Annotated in this window: 13 protein-coding genes and 5 tRNA genes; 11 read left to right on the forward strand and 7 right to left on the reverse strand. The window is 56.8% G+C overall.

Features of this window, described 5'->3' with window-relative positions; all coding sequences use genetic code 11:
• Positions 1-299 precede the first annotated feature (299 nt).
• Positions 300-503 carry a CPXCG motif-containing cysteine-rich protein gene (locus BN1117_RS17410; protein WP_040099434.1) on the forward strand — a complete coding sequence of 68 codons (204 nt, stop codon included), beginning with the start codon at positions 300-302 and terminating at the stop codon, positions 501-503.
• 205 nt (positions 504-708) lie between these two features.
• Here the strand turns inward: BN1117_RS17410 and BN1117_RS17415 are convergent, their stop codons facing one another.
• Positions 709-1,326 carry a riboflavin synthase gene (locus BN1117_RS17415; RefSeq protein WP_040099436.1) on the reverse strand — a complete coding sequence of 206 codons (618 nt, stop codon included), beginning with the start codon at positions 1,324-1,326 and terminating at the stop codon, positions 709-711.
• 133 nt (positions 1,327-1,459) lie between these two features.
• Between BN1117_RS17415 and BN1117_RS17420 the strand changes: the two genes are divergently transcribed.
• The 8 genes from BN1117_RS17420 (at position 1,460) to BN1117_RS17455 (ending at position 4,889) form a co-directional block, all read left to right on the forward strand.
• Entirely contained in the window at positions 1,460-1,666 is a 207-nt protein-coding gene (locus tag BN1117_RS17420; protein WP_040099438.1) for a YaeP family protein, read from the forward strand.
• A gap of 147 nt (positions 1,667-1,813) precedes the next feature.
• Positions 1,814-3,166: an MATE family efflux transporter gene (locus BN1117_RS17425; RefSeq protein ID WP_040099440.1), complete on the forward strand. Its 1,353-nt coding sequence runs from the start codon at positions 1,814-1,816 to the stop codon at positions 3,164-3,166.
• Positions 3,141-4,199 (forward strand): DUF3080 family protein, encoded by a 1,059-nt coding sequence (locus tag BN1117_RS17430; protein WP_082032624.1) that lies wholly within the window; start codon positions 3,141-3,143, stop codon positions 4,197-4,199. Before BN1117_RS17425 ends, BN1117_RS17430 begins: the two co-directional genes overlap by 26 nt.
• Positions 4,200-4,317: 118 nt before the next feature.
• A tRNA-Val gene (locus BN1117_RS17435) sits at positions 4,318-4,394 on the forward strand.
• Between the two features lie 13 nt (positions 4,395-4,407).
• Positions 4,408-4,484 (forward strand) — tRNA-Val (locus BN1117_RS17440).
• A gap of 18 nt (positions 4,485-4,502) precedes the next feature.
• Positions 4,503-4,579 (forward strand) — tRNA-Val (locus BN1117_RS17445).
• Positions 4,580-4,697: 118 nt separating this feature from the next.
• A tRNA-Val gene (locus BN1117_RS17450) sits at positions 4,698-4,774 on the forward strand.
• A 38-nt stretch (positions 4,775-4,812) separates the two neighbouring features.
• Positions 4,813-4,889 (forward strand) — tRNA-Val (locus BN1117_RS17455).
• A 161-nt stretch (positions 4,890-5,050) separates the two neighbouring features.
• Here the strand turns inward: BN1117_RS17455 and BN1117_RS17460 are convergent.
• The 6 genes from BN1117_RS17460 to fadR form a co-directional block, all read right to left on the reverse strand.
• Positions 5,051-6,886, reverse strand: coding sequence for a sigma 54-interacting transcriptional regulator (locus tag BN1117_RS17460; RefSeq protein WP_040099441.1), 1,836 nt, complete (start codon positions 6,884-6,886; stop codon positions 5,051-5,053).
• Positions 6,887-7,112: 226 nt separating this feature from the next.
• The gene (locus tag BN1117_RS17465) at positions 7,113-7,553 is read right to left on the reverse strand and encodes a hypothetical protein (protein WP_040099443.1); all 441 of its coding nucleotides are present in this window, start codon (positions 7,551-7,553) and stop codon (positions 7,113-7,115) included.
• Positions 7,554-7,661: 108 nt separating this feature from the next.
• Positions 7,662-8,546: an AEC family transporter gene (locus tag BN1117_RS17470; protein ID WP_040099445.1), complete on the reverse strand. Its 885-nt coding sequence runs from the start codon at positions 8,544-8,546 to the stop codon at positions 7,662-7,664.
• An 11-nt stretch (positions 8,547-8,557) separates the two neighbouring features.
• Complete coding sequence (locus BN1117_RS17475) at positions 8,558-9,115, reverse strand: YaeQ family protein (RefSeq protein WP_040099447.1); 558 nt, start codon at positions 9,113-9,115, stop codon at positions 8,558-8,560.
• 189 nt (positions 9,116-9,304) lie between these two features.
• Positions 9,305-9,445: a TIGR02808 family protein gene (locus BN1117_RS19230; protein ID WP_005345965.1), complete on the reverse strand. Its 141-nt coding sequence runs from the start codon at positions 9,443-9,445 to the stop codon at positions 9,305-9,307.
• Positions 9,446-9,709: 264 nt separating this feature from the next.
• On the reverse strand, positions 9,710-10,423 hold the full coding sequence (gene fadR / locus BN1117_RS17480; RefSeq protein ID WP_026034983.1) for a fatty acid metabolism transcriptional regulator FadR: 714 nt from the start codon (positions 10,421-10,423) through the stop codon (positions 9,710-9,712).
• 333 nt (positions 10,424-10,756) lie between these two features.
• Between fadR and nhaB the strand changes: the two genes are divergently transcribed.
• Together nhaB and dsbB are read left to right on the forward strand one after the other, a co-directional pair.
• Complete coding sequence (gene nhaB / locus BN1117_RS17485; protein WP_040099449.1) at positions 10,757-12,337, forward strand: sodium/proton antiporter NhaB; 1,581 nt, start codon at positions 10,757-10,759, stop codon at positions 12,335-12,337.
• 97 nt (positions 12,338-12,434) lie between these two features.
• On the forward strand, positions 12,435-12,956 hold the full coding sequence (gene dsbB / locus BN1117_RS17490; RefSeq protein WP_040099451.1) for a disulfide bond formation protein DsbB: 522 nt from the start codon (positions 12,435-12,437) through the stop codon (positions 12,954-12,956).
• The last annotated feature ends 70 nt before the right edge of the window (positions 12,957-13,026 follow it).

Consider the following 13,026-nt stretch of genomic DNA (forward strand, 5'->3'; position numbering starts at 1 on the left):
GCGAGATGCTGGCCAGCTGGACCAAGTAGCGCCTATAGGCGCCTTGCTGCGCTCGCGTTCTCATATCCGCAGGGGGCTCCAGCTCCCTGCAATTGCTAACCATCCGTTGGCAATCATCTATTTTCACTGGTCATTCACAACCAGATTGCCCCTCTCGCACACGACCAGTCGAACCGGTTGCACCTTGCCATCCCTCAGGCTTGATCTCTGTCATAAACGTGCGTTTGCTCGCGGTTAACCCCCTGCTGCCCGACTAGAATCAGGGTAGATAGGCGGCCTCTGGGCCCAAGGAGGTTATCATGATCGAGTACACCAGCAAGCGCATCGTCTGCCCCCACTGTGGCCACCATACCCGGGTCGAGCTGGATGCCAGCCAGGGTGATCAGGAGTTTTACGAAGATTGCATGGCTTGTTGCAATCCGATCCACCTGCGGCTTCATCGGGATGAGGAGCACGACCGCCTGCAACTCTTTGTGGATGCGGATGACGAGCAACTGTTTTGATTGCGAGCCACAAAAGGACGAGCAACTGTTTTGATTGCGAGTCACAAAAGGACGAGCAGCTGTTTTGACTGTGAGTCGCAAAAGGACGAGTAACTGTTTTGACTGCGAGTCATAGAAAGTTGAGTGGATATTTTCACCACATGAATAACAAGGGCCTGCACACTGCAGGCCCTTGTTATTGACGCTTGAAACCGTACCGTTCCCTTCAGTTGCCTCCGCGTGCCGCCAGCACCCGCTCCACGGTATCGACGATGGCCTGGGTCTGGGGATCGATCTCGATATTGGTCTGCCAGCCCGCCTTGACCCAACCCAGGTTGGTGCGGGCCAGCGTCTCGGGGATCAGATGGACGCAAAACTCCCGCTCGCGCACCTCACCTATGGTCAGACTGATACCATCGATGCCGATGTAGCCCTTGGTCAGCACATATTTCATCAACTCGGGAGCGAGGCGATACCACACCTGGCGGTTGTTGGGGGTGTCTATCACCGAGGTGACCTCTGCCATGCCGATGATATGGCCAGACATGGCATGACCGCCGATCTCGTCACCAAAGCGGGCGGCCCGCTCCACATTGACCTTGTCCCCTATCTGCAGCTGGCCGAGGTTGGTGAGGCGCAGGGTCTCCTGCATCAGATCGAAGCTGACCCGCTCCCCTTCAACCCGGGTGACAGTCAAACAGCAGCCGTTGTGGGCAACCGAGGCACCGAGGGTCAACCCTGCCCCCCACGCCGGGTCTGGCATGCGGATCACATGGGTACGGAAGTTGGGTTGCTCCTCGATGGCCACCAGTTCGGCGGTCCCCTGCACTATGCCAGTGAACATCTGGTTTCTCCTGCTACGACAAAAAGGGCAGATTAACCTCGGGCAGAGGGTGAGACAAGGGTACTGGCTGACAAGCTCGCGGCCGATCGCTATAGTGACGCCGTTCACATCCGGGTAAACAAGGAAACAAGACATGCTGGTATATCAATGTTGTGAAGCGATCCGCATCGCCTATAACCAGATTGGCTCCGGCGAGCAGGGCTATGTACCTAACGCCATCGCCGCCACCATCCGTGCCCTCGACGCGGTCGCCGCCGATGAGCGGGTGCCCGCCGAGCTGCGCGAGCAGGCAGCCTATGCCGCCGCCAACCTGCTGATCAGCGATCACCAAGACGCCTGATCGACCACATTCAAAGCCAAACGTTTCACCCTGTATCGTTTTCAGGCTAGAATGCCTCCCCCACCCTCTGCACTTTCGTCCGAAAGTGCAGAGGCTCTCCCCCATTTCCGCTCTTTTTGCTCTTATCTGATCCACTCGGAGGTGTCAGTGCAACGTTATTGGTCCGAGGCGAGGCAACTCGTTCGTCTAGCCAGCCCCATTCTGGTCGCTCAGGTGGCCCAGATCGCCATGAACTTTGTCGACACTGTGATGGCGGGACAAGTCAGTGCAGTGGATCTCGCCGCTGTGTCGGTGGCATCCAGCTTCTGGTTGCCGGTGATCCTGCTGGTGCAGGGGATCATCATGGCGCTCACCCCCATCGTCTCCCAACTCAATGGCGCACGTAAACGGAACGAAGTGCGTCCAGCTGTGCATCAGGGCTTCTGGCTTGCACTCATGGTCACACCGGTGGCCATGGTCGCCCTTTACTTCAGTCCGCTGGCCCTGCTGTTCATGGAGGTCGATCCCCTGATGGCGACCAAAACGGCGGGCTATCTGCACGCCATTCTATGGGGACTACCCGCCTTCGTGCTGTTCCAGGTGCTGCGCAACTTCAGCGAGGGGCTCTCCCACACCATGCCCACCATGGTGATAGGTTTTGTGGGGCTGGCGGTCAATATTCCCGCCAACTACATCTTCATTTATGGCCACTTTGGCATGCCCGCCCTCGGCGGTGTCGGCTGTGGCGTGGCCACCGCCATCGTGCTGTGGGCCATGTTGCTGGCGATGATCCTCTATGTGAAGCTCTCCCGTCACTTCACCGAAATACGCCTCTTCTCTCAGCTGGCTCGCCCCAACGGCAGCCGGATCTGGCGACTGTTTCGCTTGGGGTTCCCCATCGCCATGGCGATCTTCTGCGAGGTGACCCTGTTTACTGTGGTGGCCCTGATGCTAGCCCCCTTCGGCGCCGAAACAGTGGCAAGCCACCAGATTGCCCTCAACTTCTCCAGCCTGGTGTTTATGCTGCCCCTCTCCATCGGTGTCGGCGTCACCATCCGGGTCGGCCACAGCATCGGCGAAGGATTGCCTGATCATGCCCGGGTCGCCGCCCGAACCGGATTGATGCTGGGGATGGCGATTGCCGCCGGAACGGCTGCCCTGACGGTGCTGCTGCGCGATCAGATTGCCGCCATCTATACCGATGATCGGCAGGTGATCGCCCTGGCCGCCATCTTGCTGTTCTTTGCAGCCATCTATCAGATCTCCGACTCGGTACAGGTGATCGCGGCTGCCGCACTAAGGGGTTACAAGGATACCCAGGCGATCTTTTACATCACCATCATCGCTTATTGGGGCATGGGGCTGCCAAGCGGCATGATCCTGGGGCTGACCGACTGGGTAGTGCCACGGATGGGGCCACAGGGATTCTGGATCGGCTTTATCGTTGGTTTAACCGGTGCGGCTCTGATGCTGGGGGCTCGCCTCAAGGTGATATATGGCCGTTTCGGCACCCGTTCGTAATTTGATATGCGTGCTACTGGGGGGGCTGCTGGCAGGCTGTTCCCCCGATATTCCTGCCGATTTCGCCACCTATCAAACCAGGCTCAACCATCTCCTCGAGCAGCCAGACCCACCGCCTCCAACCGTGCCTGTTATCCCATTGCCAGCACAACGGCACTTGCAACGGCCGCTGCCGGACCTCAGGATCGGTCTGCTCGACATACTGCCTCTCAATCAGTGCGGACTTGGCGCCCTGATCGCAGAACGCAACGGTTCTCTCGGCCGCAGCGGTGACCACGTCAATCAGCTTGCCTATGAGTGGCAACTGGTACAGGGGCTGCAGCGCTGCCGGCTTGCCGACCCGGAACAAGCTCGCTGGCTTCAGGAGCTGGCCAGGCAAAAGTCTGACATGCTGCCGGACCGTTTCTGGAACCTGCTGGTCAGCACTACTGAATTGCGTCGTACCTTCAATCCCAGGCACCAACCGCTCCCTCTGGATCGCTCCGTGCAGGCAAGCCGCTTGGCACTCGAACAGCTGCACCAGTGGCAACTGGCCGTCAATAACCCGAGCCATCCCCCAGAGTCATTACCATCCCTGGCACTGATCCTCGAGCCGCTCTACCGCTCCGATGCGCTGCCCCGCTTGCTCTACTCTCTGTCACTGGCTGCGGCCTGGCTCAACCAGATCAGCGCACAACTGGAGGACATGCCCGCATCTCGGCTCTGTCCGACAACGGATCCGCAGCGTCTGGGTCGACTGCGCGGCGCCATGACCCACTACTATGGCAAGTCACTGCAACCCTGGCTGGCACACCTTGAACGCCAGTATCGTCTGATTGAATCCCCCCTGGCAGCCCTGTTTGCCGATGACTACAGTCCGGCGCTTGCTCCTTGGCGCCTCACCTATGCCGCTCGACTCGATAGCCTGGTCTGGCAGGATTTTCGGGCGGCTACTCTGCGTCACGCCCATGCCTGGCAAGCCGTATTTAGCCGCTGCAACCAGGCCCCTGCGGTGATCTTCGCTCCCCCCGTCCCGGAAGATGTGAGCCTGTAAAATCAACAGGCTGCGCAAGAACTGGGCAAACAGTCTGCTTTGTGCATGTCCCTTGTTGACAGCCTTGGGGGCCATGGGTAGTATGCCGACCACGCCAGCAATGCTGGCGTAGTGAAGTGGGTTTATAGCTCAGTTGGTTAGAGCACTACCTTGACATGGTAGGGGTCGTTGGTTCGAATCCAATTAAACCCACCACTTTTTCTGTGATGCGTCCTTAGCTCAGCTGGTTAGAGCACCACCTTGACATGGTGGGGGTCGGTGGTTCGAATCCACTAGGACGCACCATTACAAAATACTGATTATGCGTCCTTAGCTCAGCTGGTTAGAGCATCACCTTGACATGGTGGGGGTCGGTGGTTCGAATCCACTAGGACGCACCATTCAGTTTGAAAGAAATGCAGATATTCCAGATGTGGGTTTATAGCTCGGTTTGTTAGAGCACTACCTTGACATGGCATATAGGATGTCGTTGGTTCGAGTCCAGTTGAATAGAGATGTGGGTTTATAGCTCAGTTGGTTAGAGCACTACCTTGACATGGTAGGGGTCGTTGGTTCGAATCCAATTAAACCCACCACTTCTGCATAAAGAAATAAAAGTCGCATTGCGCACCCTGCGTCCTTAGCTCAGCTGGTTAGAGCATCACCTTGACATGGTGGGGGTCGGTGGTTCGAATCCACTAGGACGCACCAGATTAAAAAAGCCCGCTCATCGAGCGGGCTTTTTGCATTCTGTCCCCCCCTTCCCCGCCAATCAGTTCATCACCGACCGGGCAATGGTGCAGAACCTTGTTCCAATAAAAAGCCCGTCTCATCCGATAAACGACACGGGCCGGATAGATGCCGCCAGCACCTCAGCTCTGCACGGCAATCTCGTACTTCTTTATCTTGCGATAGAGGGTGGCAATCCCAATCCCCAGCGCCTGTGCGGCCAGTTTTTTGTTGCCAAGCCGCTGCAGGGTCTCTTCAATCATCTGTTTTTCCATGCTCTCAAGGCCGCTCTCACCCGGAACGGGTTCAGGCAGCTTCTCCGGCATGGCGGCGAGCGGAGCTGTGGCAGCCACATTGAACGACGCATCCAGATTGGTCACCGGGATCGACTGGGCCGCCACGCGATGGGGCTCCTGATTGCGGATGATATTGGGGGGCAGCAGGCTGGCGTCAATCACCTCGCCCGCCTGACTGACATTGACCAGATATTCGATGAGGTTGCTAAGCTCACGCACATTGCCCGGCCAGCGATACCCCTTGAGCAGCGCCATCACCTCGGGCGCCAGACCGGGATAGACGATGCCAATGCGGTTGGTGTGCAGGTTGAGGAAGTAATGAGTCAGCAGCTCCACGTCCCCTTCCCGCTCCCGCAGTGGCGGCAGGTTGAGGGGGATAACGTTGATGCGGTAGAAGAGATCTTCACGAAATTTCCCTTCGGCGATGTATTGATCGAGATGCTGGTGAGTAGCGGCGATGATGCGAATATCCACCGGCACCGGTCGGCTGGCCCCGATGGGGGTCACCTCCCGCAGCTCCAGCACCCGCAGCAGCTTGGCCTGCATGGTGAGCGGCATGTCGCCAATCTCGTCAAGGAACAGGGTGCCCTGATGGGCCGCCTGGATCAGGCCCTGTTTGCCCCCGCTGGCCGCGCCGGTAAAGGATCCCTTCACATAGCCAAACAGCTCGCTCTCCAGCAGTTGTTCGGGAATGGCGGCACAGTTGATGGCGATGAACGGCTTATCCTGCCGCGGACTGAGGCGATGGACGGCACGGGCCACCACCTCTTTACCGGTGCCGCTCTCGCCACAGATCAACACGCTGGAGGGACTCTGGGCGATGCGGTGCAGCAGCCGTTTGAGGGTGCGCATCGGCTTGCTCTCGCCGATCAACTGATCGATCCGCACGTCCGGATCCGGCTCCTGCACCTGACCGGAGTGGGACTGGTGAAAGGCCATCAGAAAGAGCAGCTGCCCCTGCACATGGTGCAGCTGACCAATGATCAGCTCCTGGCAACCTTCAAAGGTGATGATGTGCTGGATATGGCCGCTCAACCCCTGTCGGGAGAAGGTCAGCGGGCGGATCCCCACTTCACGCCCCTGCAGCTGTTCCTGCTGGCAACCCAGATGATGGAGCGCCGCATCGTTGGCGTAGAGCAGTTGACTCTTGTCATCGAGCAGCAGGCAACCCTGATCCATGTGAGTCATCAGATTGAGGAACACCTTGTTGACCCCATCCGATAGCCCGCGCGAATCGAGCAACTTGGCTACAAAGATGGTGGAGATGTGGCGCACATAGTCACACACATCCTGCAGATTGTTATTGAGGCGCGCCTGCTGCTCGTCACTGAAGGCCACCAGACTGATCACCCCGATACAGCGCTCGTCCACCATGATGGGCACCCCGAGGAAGGCGCGCTCACGGCAGCTCCCCTTGCAGGTACAGCCGTCACAGACAGGATCATCACTGGTATGGGTAACGATCTTCTCCCGCTGGTTATCAATTACATAGCGCAGCAGGCGGGAATCTCCCTCCAGCTGACGTCCGAAGAACTTGCCATAGGGCCCGGTGCCAGCCACCCGCACCATATCGGCATCCACAATCTCGACCTCAAGCTGCAGCACACTCGCCAGCATCTTGGCAAAATGCAAGATGGTTGGCTGGATCTGCATCAACAGACATTGGTTGCTCACGGATCTCATCCATCATTCCTTTTTGTTCTTGTTATCCTCCCCCTAAAGGGAGTCATGCTGGCCAGATACTAAGGGATATCAGGGGGAACAACTTCGGGGGGGATCACGAAAAGGGAAATGGCGTGTCGCTACAGCTCGCACTATGTGCAGGCAGGTCCGGGGAAAGAAGATGGTGCGTTATAAACGGCAAAGGGCTGCCTGGCAGCCGGCAACCTGTTGCCGCCAATAGCAATTTTTAACTGGGTGAGCCTGAGTCAGGATTGGATTGGCGCTCTTCGTCTCCACGCGCCTGACGCCGCTCGATTGCTTCCTTGATGAGCTCCTCCTTCTGCTTGTCGAGATCCGCCAATAACTGCTGCTTCTTTTCATCGGAGAGCTCGCTGTTATGCTCAACCTCTTTTTTCTGCTGCTCCAGCTCATCAAGCTTTTCCCGGCTCAGCCCGACACGCTGCGCCACCAGGTTATCCCAGGCAATCTGGGTCAGGCTTCGCTCCGGCTCCTTGCGAGCCAACACAGGTCGTTCATAGGTCGCATTAAATGCATCCCGACTTGCATTCAAGGTCACCTTGTCGTCAGCAAGCTGGATACTTTTCTGCTGCGTTGCGGCATATTCACTCATCCGGGTCGCCCCCAGCGCTGGCTGTACTAATTGATATCGGGCTGCACCAATGATCATTGTTCGCTCTCCATGTTCACCTCAACGGCGAACACAGCAATATCTGCGCCATCAATACGCCCAGGGGATAGCGAAAACGCGGAACAAACATTCCCGGGATGCGAATGCTCAGAATGGCGAGTGCAGCGCCAGCCAGACCGCCAGCGGGATCACCAGCACAGAGAGGGCATTGCCGCCGAGCACGATACTGGCCACCTTGTCCGGCTGACAGTGATACTGCTCGCAGAGCATGTAATTCAACACCGCTGGCGGCAGCGAAACCGACAACATCAACAGCGGGATCCACTCCGTCTTGAGGGGCAACAGCCAGATCGCCAGCAACAGCGACAATCCCCCCGCCAGCAGATAGAGCAGGTTGCACTTGAGCGCGAGGCCAAGGTGATCAAGCTCTCCCTCCATCAGGCGAATGCCCAACGCAAAGAGCATCAGGGGCACCGAGATCTGGCCGAGCAGCGAGGCCGTGGTCACCACATATTCCGGCAGCGTAATGTGCAGGTTGGCCACCAGCAAACCGGCCAGCGCGGCCCACAGCACAGGGCTGCGCAGCCACAGCCAGCGGGAGGTATTGGCCGAGAGAATAAACATGCCGACCGAGAAGTGCAGCAGATTGGAGAGCACAAAGAGGATCACGATAGCCCCCAGTTGCTGCTCGCCAAATGCCAGCACCATCAAGGGGATACCAAGATTGCCGGTATTTCGGAACATGGCGGGCAAGATCAGCGCGGCCCGCTCAATGCCTTTGAGTTTAAGCTGCGCAAGCAGCAGACCGGGTAACAGAATAACCAGCGCCCCCGCCGCAATCAGCGGCAGATGCTCCGCCAGCGCCAGCGGATATTTGACCAGCGCGGAGAAGACCAGCGCCGGGGTAAACAGCTCGATATTGGCCCGATTGACGTAACCGAGGGCGGCCCCCGGTCGCAACCTCCCGTAGAGTGCGCCGAGCCCGACCACCGCGAACACCGGAATGACGATATTGAGCAAGGCACTGAACATGGGGGCGTCCGTTACAGTTCGCGGGCCGGTTTGCCCATCAGCACCACCGGATCCAGCGTCACTTCCAGTGCGCCGTTACTGACCCAGAGCTGGCCATCAGAGATAGTGCAGGTGAGCTGCATGGTACGCTCGACCATGGCGGTGAGCGGCAGGGTCTGGCTGTCGGAGAGTTCGATGATGCTGAGGTTGTCATGCTGGCTCAGCTTGCCCTGATTCTGCTTCCACCAGACGCTGGTACCACGCCCACCGTAGAGATAGAGCACCACCTGACGGGCCCGGTTACAGGCCTTTTTCAGCCGTTTTTCATCGGGTTGGCCCAGCTCGATCCAGAGCTCTATTTCGTCGGAGTAACTCTTGCACCAAAGCTCGGGCTCGTCATCGGCGCTCAATCCCTTGGTGAACTCCAGTCGCTCGGCAGCGTGCCAGGCAAAGGCTGCCAGCCGGATCATCATCCGCTCATCGGTTTCGGAGGGGTGGCGCGCCAGCGTGAGGGAGAAATCCTGATACAGATTGCGATCCATATCAGACAAACTGATCTGGGCCTTGAATACGGTTGCCTTGAGAGCCATAGAAAACCTTGAACACCTGGATTAGAGAAGGGTGAGTGGGAAATACGGGCGCCAGTGTAATCAAAATCGGCGGCAGGTTCGACCATCCTGACCATAGATTTCCCCTTCCCTGCCGGGATAAGTGCTTTAAAAGACACAAAAAACAAATGCCAGTCCGAAGACTGGCATTTGGCGGCATGGAGAAGCGACTCACTTCTCGGCGGACTGTACCCCGAACGCATTCAGCAGCATGCAACAGGTCACTGCCACCGCCACGAATCCGCTCAAAAAGATAAAGGGCATGGCCCCGTATCCCAGTACTGTCCAGATGGTGTGTTCAAGAAGACTCATCGTTGTGTCCTTCATCCGGTGAAAGGTGTGTTCCTTCTGGCGGATATTGGCTCCGCTCTTGATGCCTCCATTTGACCTCAATCAGCGGTTGGGTCCTATGCCACCAAAGTGATAAATGCAGGGTTCATTTGCGCTGGATCAAGCTTTTGGCCAAATATCCATGCAGTTCAAGCAATTACCACCACTAATCAAGAATAGACACAAACACGGCAGAATAAAAAAACGCGCCGGATGGCGCGTTTCGTGGGCAGCACAGGCAAGGGATCAGTTGTCGCACAGATCGCTTGGCATGTCCTGACGCAGGCGGGTCCAGAGCTTGCCGGACTCGATACCGTACTGACGCACCGTCATGAACACGGCTTCGTGGTTCTTGGTCTCCGCCAGATTGAGCAGGGTCTTGTAGTAAGCATCTGCGGTCTCGCGAGCCTGCTTGTCAGAGAAGTAGTAGCTGCCGACGCGGCTGTACAACCCTTTGAAACCGTTCAGGATCAGAGCGTAGATCGGATTACCGGAGGCAAATGCCAGCTGGTGGTGCAGGCGATAATCGAACTCGGCATAAGCCTGGGCGTTGTTCTCGACCCCATCGGCACCACGCAGGATCTCGGCAGCCTGCTCGGGATTGTGACGGATCGCCCCGCGGATAAAGATGGTGCAGATGTGGGTTCGGGCGGAGAGCAGCTGAGCGATCAGATCAGGTACCTTGTCCTGATCCAGACGAGCCAGGGTCTCCAGAATATTGAGGCCGGAGGTTTCCCAGAAATTGTTCACCTTGGTCGGCTTGCCATGCTGGATAGTCAACCAGCCATCTCGGGCCAGTCGCTGCAGCACTTCGCGCAAGGTGGTTCGCGTCACCCCGATCAACTCGGATAATTCACGCTCGGCGGGCAGAATAGATCCGGGAGGAAAGCGATTGTTCCAGATGGACTCGATGATGTATTCCTCGGCAAACCCTGCTGGGCTCTGCGCTTTTATAACCATGAATTGACTCTGTTGTGATGCGTAAAAAGGCTGACGAATGATATCAAAGCGATGATGGCTGGCAAGCATAAGGTCAGTCCTCTGCTCACATAACCGCTCAACCATATGTATAAAACATCCAATTGGATGCAATAAGCACCAATCATCCCCTGCATCAGGAGACAAAATGAACACTATCTTGGGTATCTTTCACTGTGTTATTTATAGTTAGGACTCTTTTTGATTAAAATCATGAAGAATCAATCTGATATAGGACAGCATCCGGCCATTCAGGCAGGTCCAGTCCTGACTGCATTACAACAGATACCAATAAACGAAACAGAGACCCATTATATGCCAATCAGCTTAGGGAACGCATTTGCCAAGAACTTCTTGGGCAATGCGCCAAAGTGGTACAAGAGCGCCATTCTGTTATTTCTGGTGATTAACCCGATCGCCTTCTATCTCGATCCCTTTGCTGCCGGCTGGCTGCTGGTTGTCGAATTTATCTTCACCCTGGCAATGGCCCTCAAGTGCTATCCCTTGCAACCTGGTGGTCTGCTAGCCATTGAAGCTGTGCTGATCGGCATGACCTCTGCCGATCAGGTCAAACATGAGCTGGTCGCTAATATCGAAGTGCTGCTGTTGCTGGTGTTTATGGTGGCAGGCATCTATTTCATGAAGCAACTGCTGCTCTATGTCTTTACCAAGCTGCTGATCGGGGTGCGCTCCAAGACCCTGCTCTCTCTCTCCTTTTGCCTGGTATCTGCCTTTCTGTCCGCCTTCCTCGATGCACTGACCGTGATTGCCGTGGTGATCAGCGTTGCCACCGGCTTTTATGCCATTTATCACAAAGTATCCTCCGGCAAGGGGTTCGGACATGCACATGACCACACCCATGATCAGGAGGTAAAAGAAGATCACCATCAGGCGCTTGAACAGTTTCGTGCGTTTCTGCGCAGCCTGATGATGCATGCCGCCATAGGTACCGCATTGGGCGGTGTCTGCACCCTGGTGGGAGAGCCGCAAAACCTGATTATCGGCGAGCAGGCTGGCTGGCACTTTGGCGAGTTCGCCATTCGCATGGCTCCCGTCTCGCTGCCCGTCTTTATCTGTGGCCTGCTGACCTGTGTTCTGGTCGAAAAGATGGGATGGTTCGGCTATGGTGCCAAGCTGCCGGACTCGGTACGCAAGATCATGGAAGAGTACAACTTGCATGAAAATGCCAAACGCAGCCAGCAGGACAAAGCCAAGTTGCTGGTACAAGCGCTGATCGCTGTCTGGCTGATCATCGGCCTGGCGCTGCATCTGGCGGCGGTAGGATTGATTGGCCTGTCGGTCATCGTGCTGGCGACCTCATTTACCGGGATCACCGAAGAGCATGCTTTGGGTAAGGCTTTCGAAGAGGCACTTCCCTTTACCGCCCTGCTGGCCGTATTTTTTAGTATCGTGGCCGTTATCATCGATCAACAGTTGTTCAAACCGGTTATCCAGTGGGTTCTATCGGCAGAACAGGATCAACAATTGGCCCTCTTTTATATCGCGAACGGCCTGCTCTCCATGGTCAGTGATAACGTTTTTGTCGGCACCGTCTACATCAACGAGGTGAAGACGGCGCTGATCAATGGGGCTATCGATCGCGCCCAATTCGATATGCTGGCGGTGGCCATCAACACGGGAACCAACCTGCCATCCGTCGCCACTCCCAATGGTCAGGCTGCCTTCCTGTTTATGCTCACCTCGGCACTGGCACCACTGCTGCGCCTCTCCTATGGCCGTATGGTATTGATGGCGCTACCCTACACCATTGTGTTGGGGCTGGTCGGCTTCTTTTCCGTCGAATTACTGCTCGCCCCGACTACCGAGTGGTTCTATCAACACGGCTGGCTGGTGATGGAAAGTACACTGCCAGCGGTGCAACCGGCGCTGCACTAATCCGTTGCAACGGATCCCGAGGGCCCGTCAGGGCCCTTTTCTTTTCTCTCCCGCTCTGCTCTAATTCAGCCACTGTTTTTTCTGAGAGATCAATAAGATGATCGAGTTTCTCCGCCGTGTAGCAGCCCATCGACTGGCCTGGGGTCTGCTGGCAGCATCAGCCCTGTTCCTCGAGTTGTGCGCTCTCTTCTTCCAGCATGTGCTGGGCCTTCACCCTTGTGTGATGTGCGTTTATGAGCGGTTGGCGACCCTGGGTGTGCTGGCCGCCGGTCTACTCGGCATGATGGCACCGGATAAGTGGTATCTTCGCTGGAGCGCCATACTACTGTGGGGTTACAGCGCCTTCCGTGGATTCCAGTTGGCACTTAAGCACGTTGATTATCAGGTTAACCCCTCCCCGTTCAACGTCTGCAGTCCGTTTGCTGACTTCCCGACCTGGGCCCCGCTCGATCAGTGGCTTCCCTGGCTCTTTATGCCGGAAGGGGATTGTGCCGAGATCACCTGGCAGTTCTTCGGTTACTCCATGCCCCAGTGGCTGGTCGTCATCTTCGCCGCTTACCTGTTGGTCTTCACCGTAGTGGCCATCGGCAATCTGGTAAAAGGACGCTGCTGCAACTGATCATCATGCCCGTGTGGATATAAAAAGGGGGAGCCATCATGGCTCCCCCTTTTTCATGTCAGCTTGGCTG

Origin of the sequence: Aeromonas australiensis, assembly GCF_000819725.1 — a bacterium.
Lineage (GTDB): Bacteria > Pseudomonadota > Gammaproteobacteria > Enterobacterales > Aeromonadaceae > Aeromonas > Aeromonas australiensis.

Bases quoted from the DNA above. Each gene is read 5' to 3' on its own strand.
- BN1117_RS17460 (WP_040099441.1), bottom strand. From the start codon at position 6,886: ATGAGATCCGTGAGCAACCAATGTCTGTTGATGCAGATCCAGCCAACC.
- BN1117_RS17420 (WP_040099438.1), top strand. From the start codon at position 1,460: ATGCTGGTATATCAATGTTGTGAAGCGATCCGCATCGCCTATAACCAG.
- BN1117_RS17475 (WP_040099447.1), bottom strand. From the start codon at position 9,115: ATGGCTCTCAAGGCAACCGTATTCAAGGCCCAGATCAGTTTGTCTGAT.
- BN1117_RS17430 (WP_082032624.1), top strand. From the start codon at position 3,141: ATGGCCGTTTCGGCACCCGTTCGTAATTTGATATGCGTGCTACTGGGG.
- BN1117_RS17410 (WP_040099434.1), top strand. From the start codon at position 300: ATGATCGAGTACACCAGCAAGCGCATCGTCTGCCCCCACTGTGGCCAC.
- BN1117_RS17465 (WP_040099443.1), bottom strand. From the start codon at position 7,553: ATGATCATTGGTGCAGCCCGATATCAATTAGTACAGCCAGCGCTGGGG.
- fadR (WP_026034983.1), bottom strand. From the start codon at position 10,423: ATGGTTATAAAAGCGCAGAGCCCAGCAGGGTTTGCCGAGGAATACATC.
- dsbB (WP_040099451.1), top strand. From the start codon at position 12,435: ATGATCGAGTTTCTCCGCCGTGTAGCAGCCCATCGACTGGCCTGGGGT.
- BN1117_RS19230 (WP_005345965.1), bottom strand. From the start codon at position 9,445: ATGAGTCTTCTTGAACACACCATCTGGACAGTACTGGGATACGGGGCC.
- BN1117_RS17415 (WP_040099436.1), bottom strand. From the start codon at position 1,326: ATGTTCACTGGCATAGTGCAGGGGACCGCCGAACTGGTGGCCATCGAG.
- nhaB (WP_040099449.1), top strand. From the start codon at position 10,757: ATGCCAATCAGCTTAGGGAACGCATTTGCCAAGAACTTCTTGGGCAAT.
- BN1117_RS17470 (WP_040099445.1), bottom strand. From the start codon at position 8,546: ATGTTCAGTGCCTTGCTCAATATCGTCATTCCGGTGTTCGCGGTGGTC.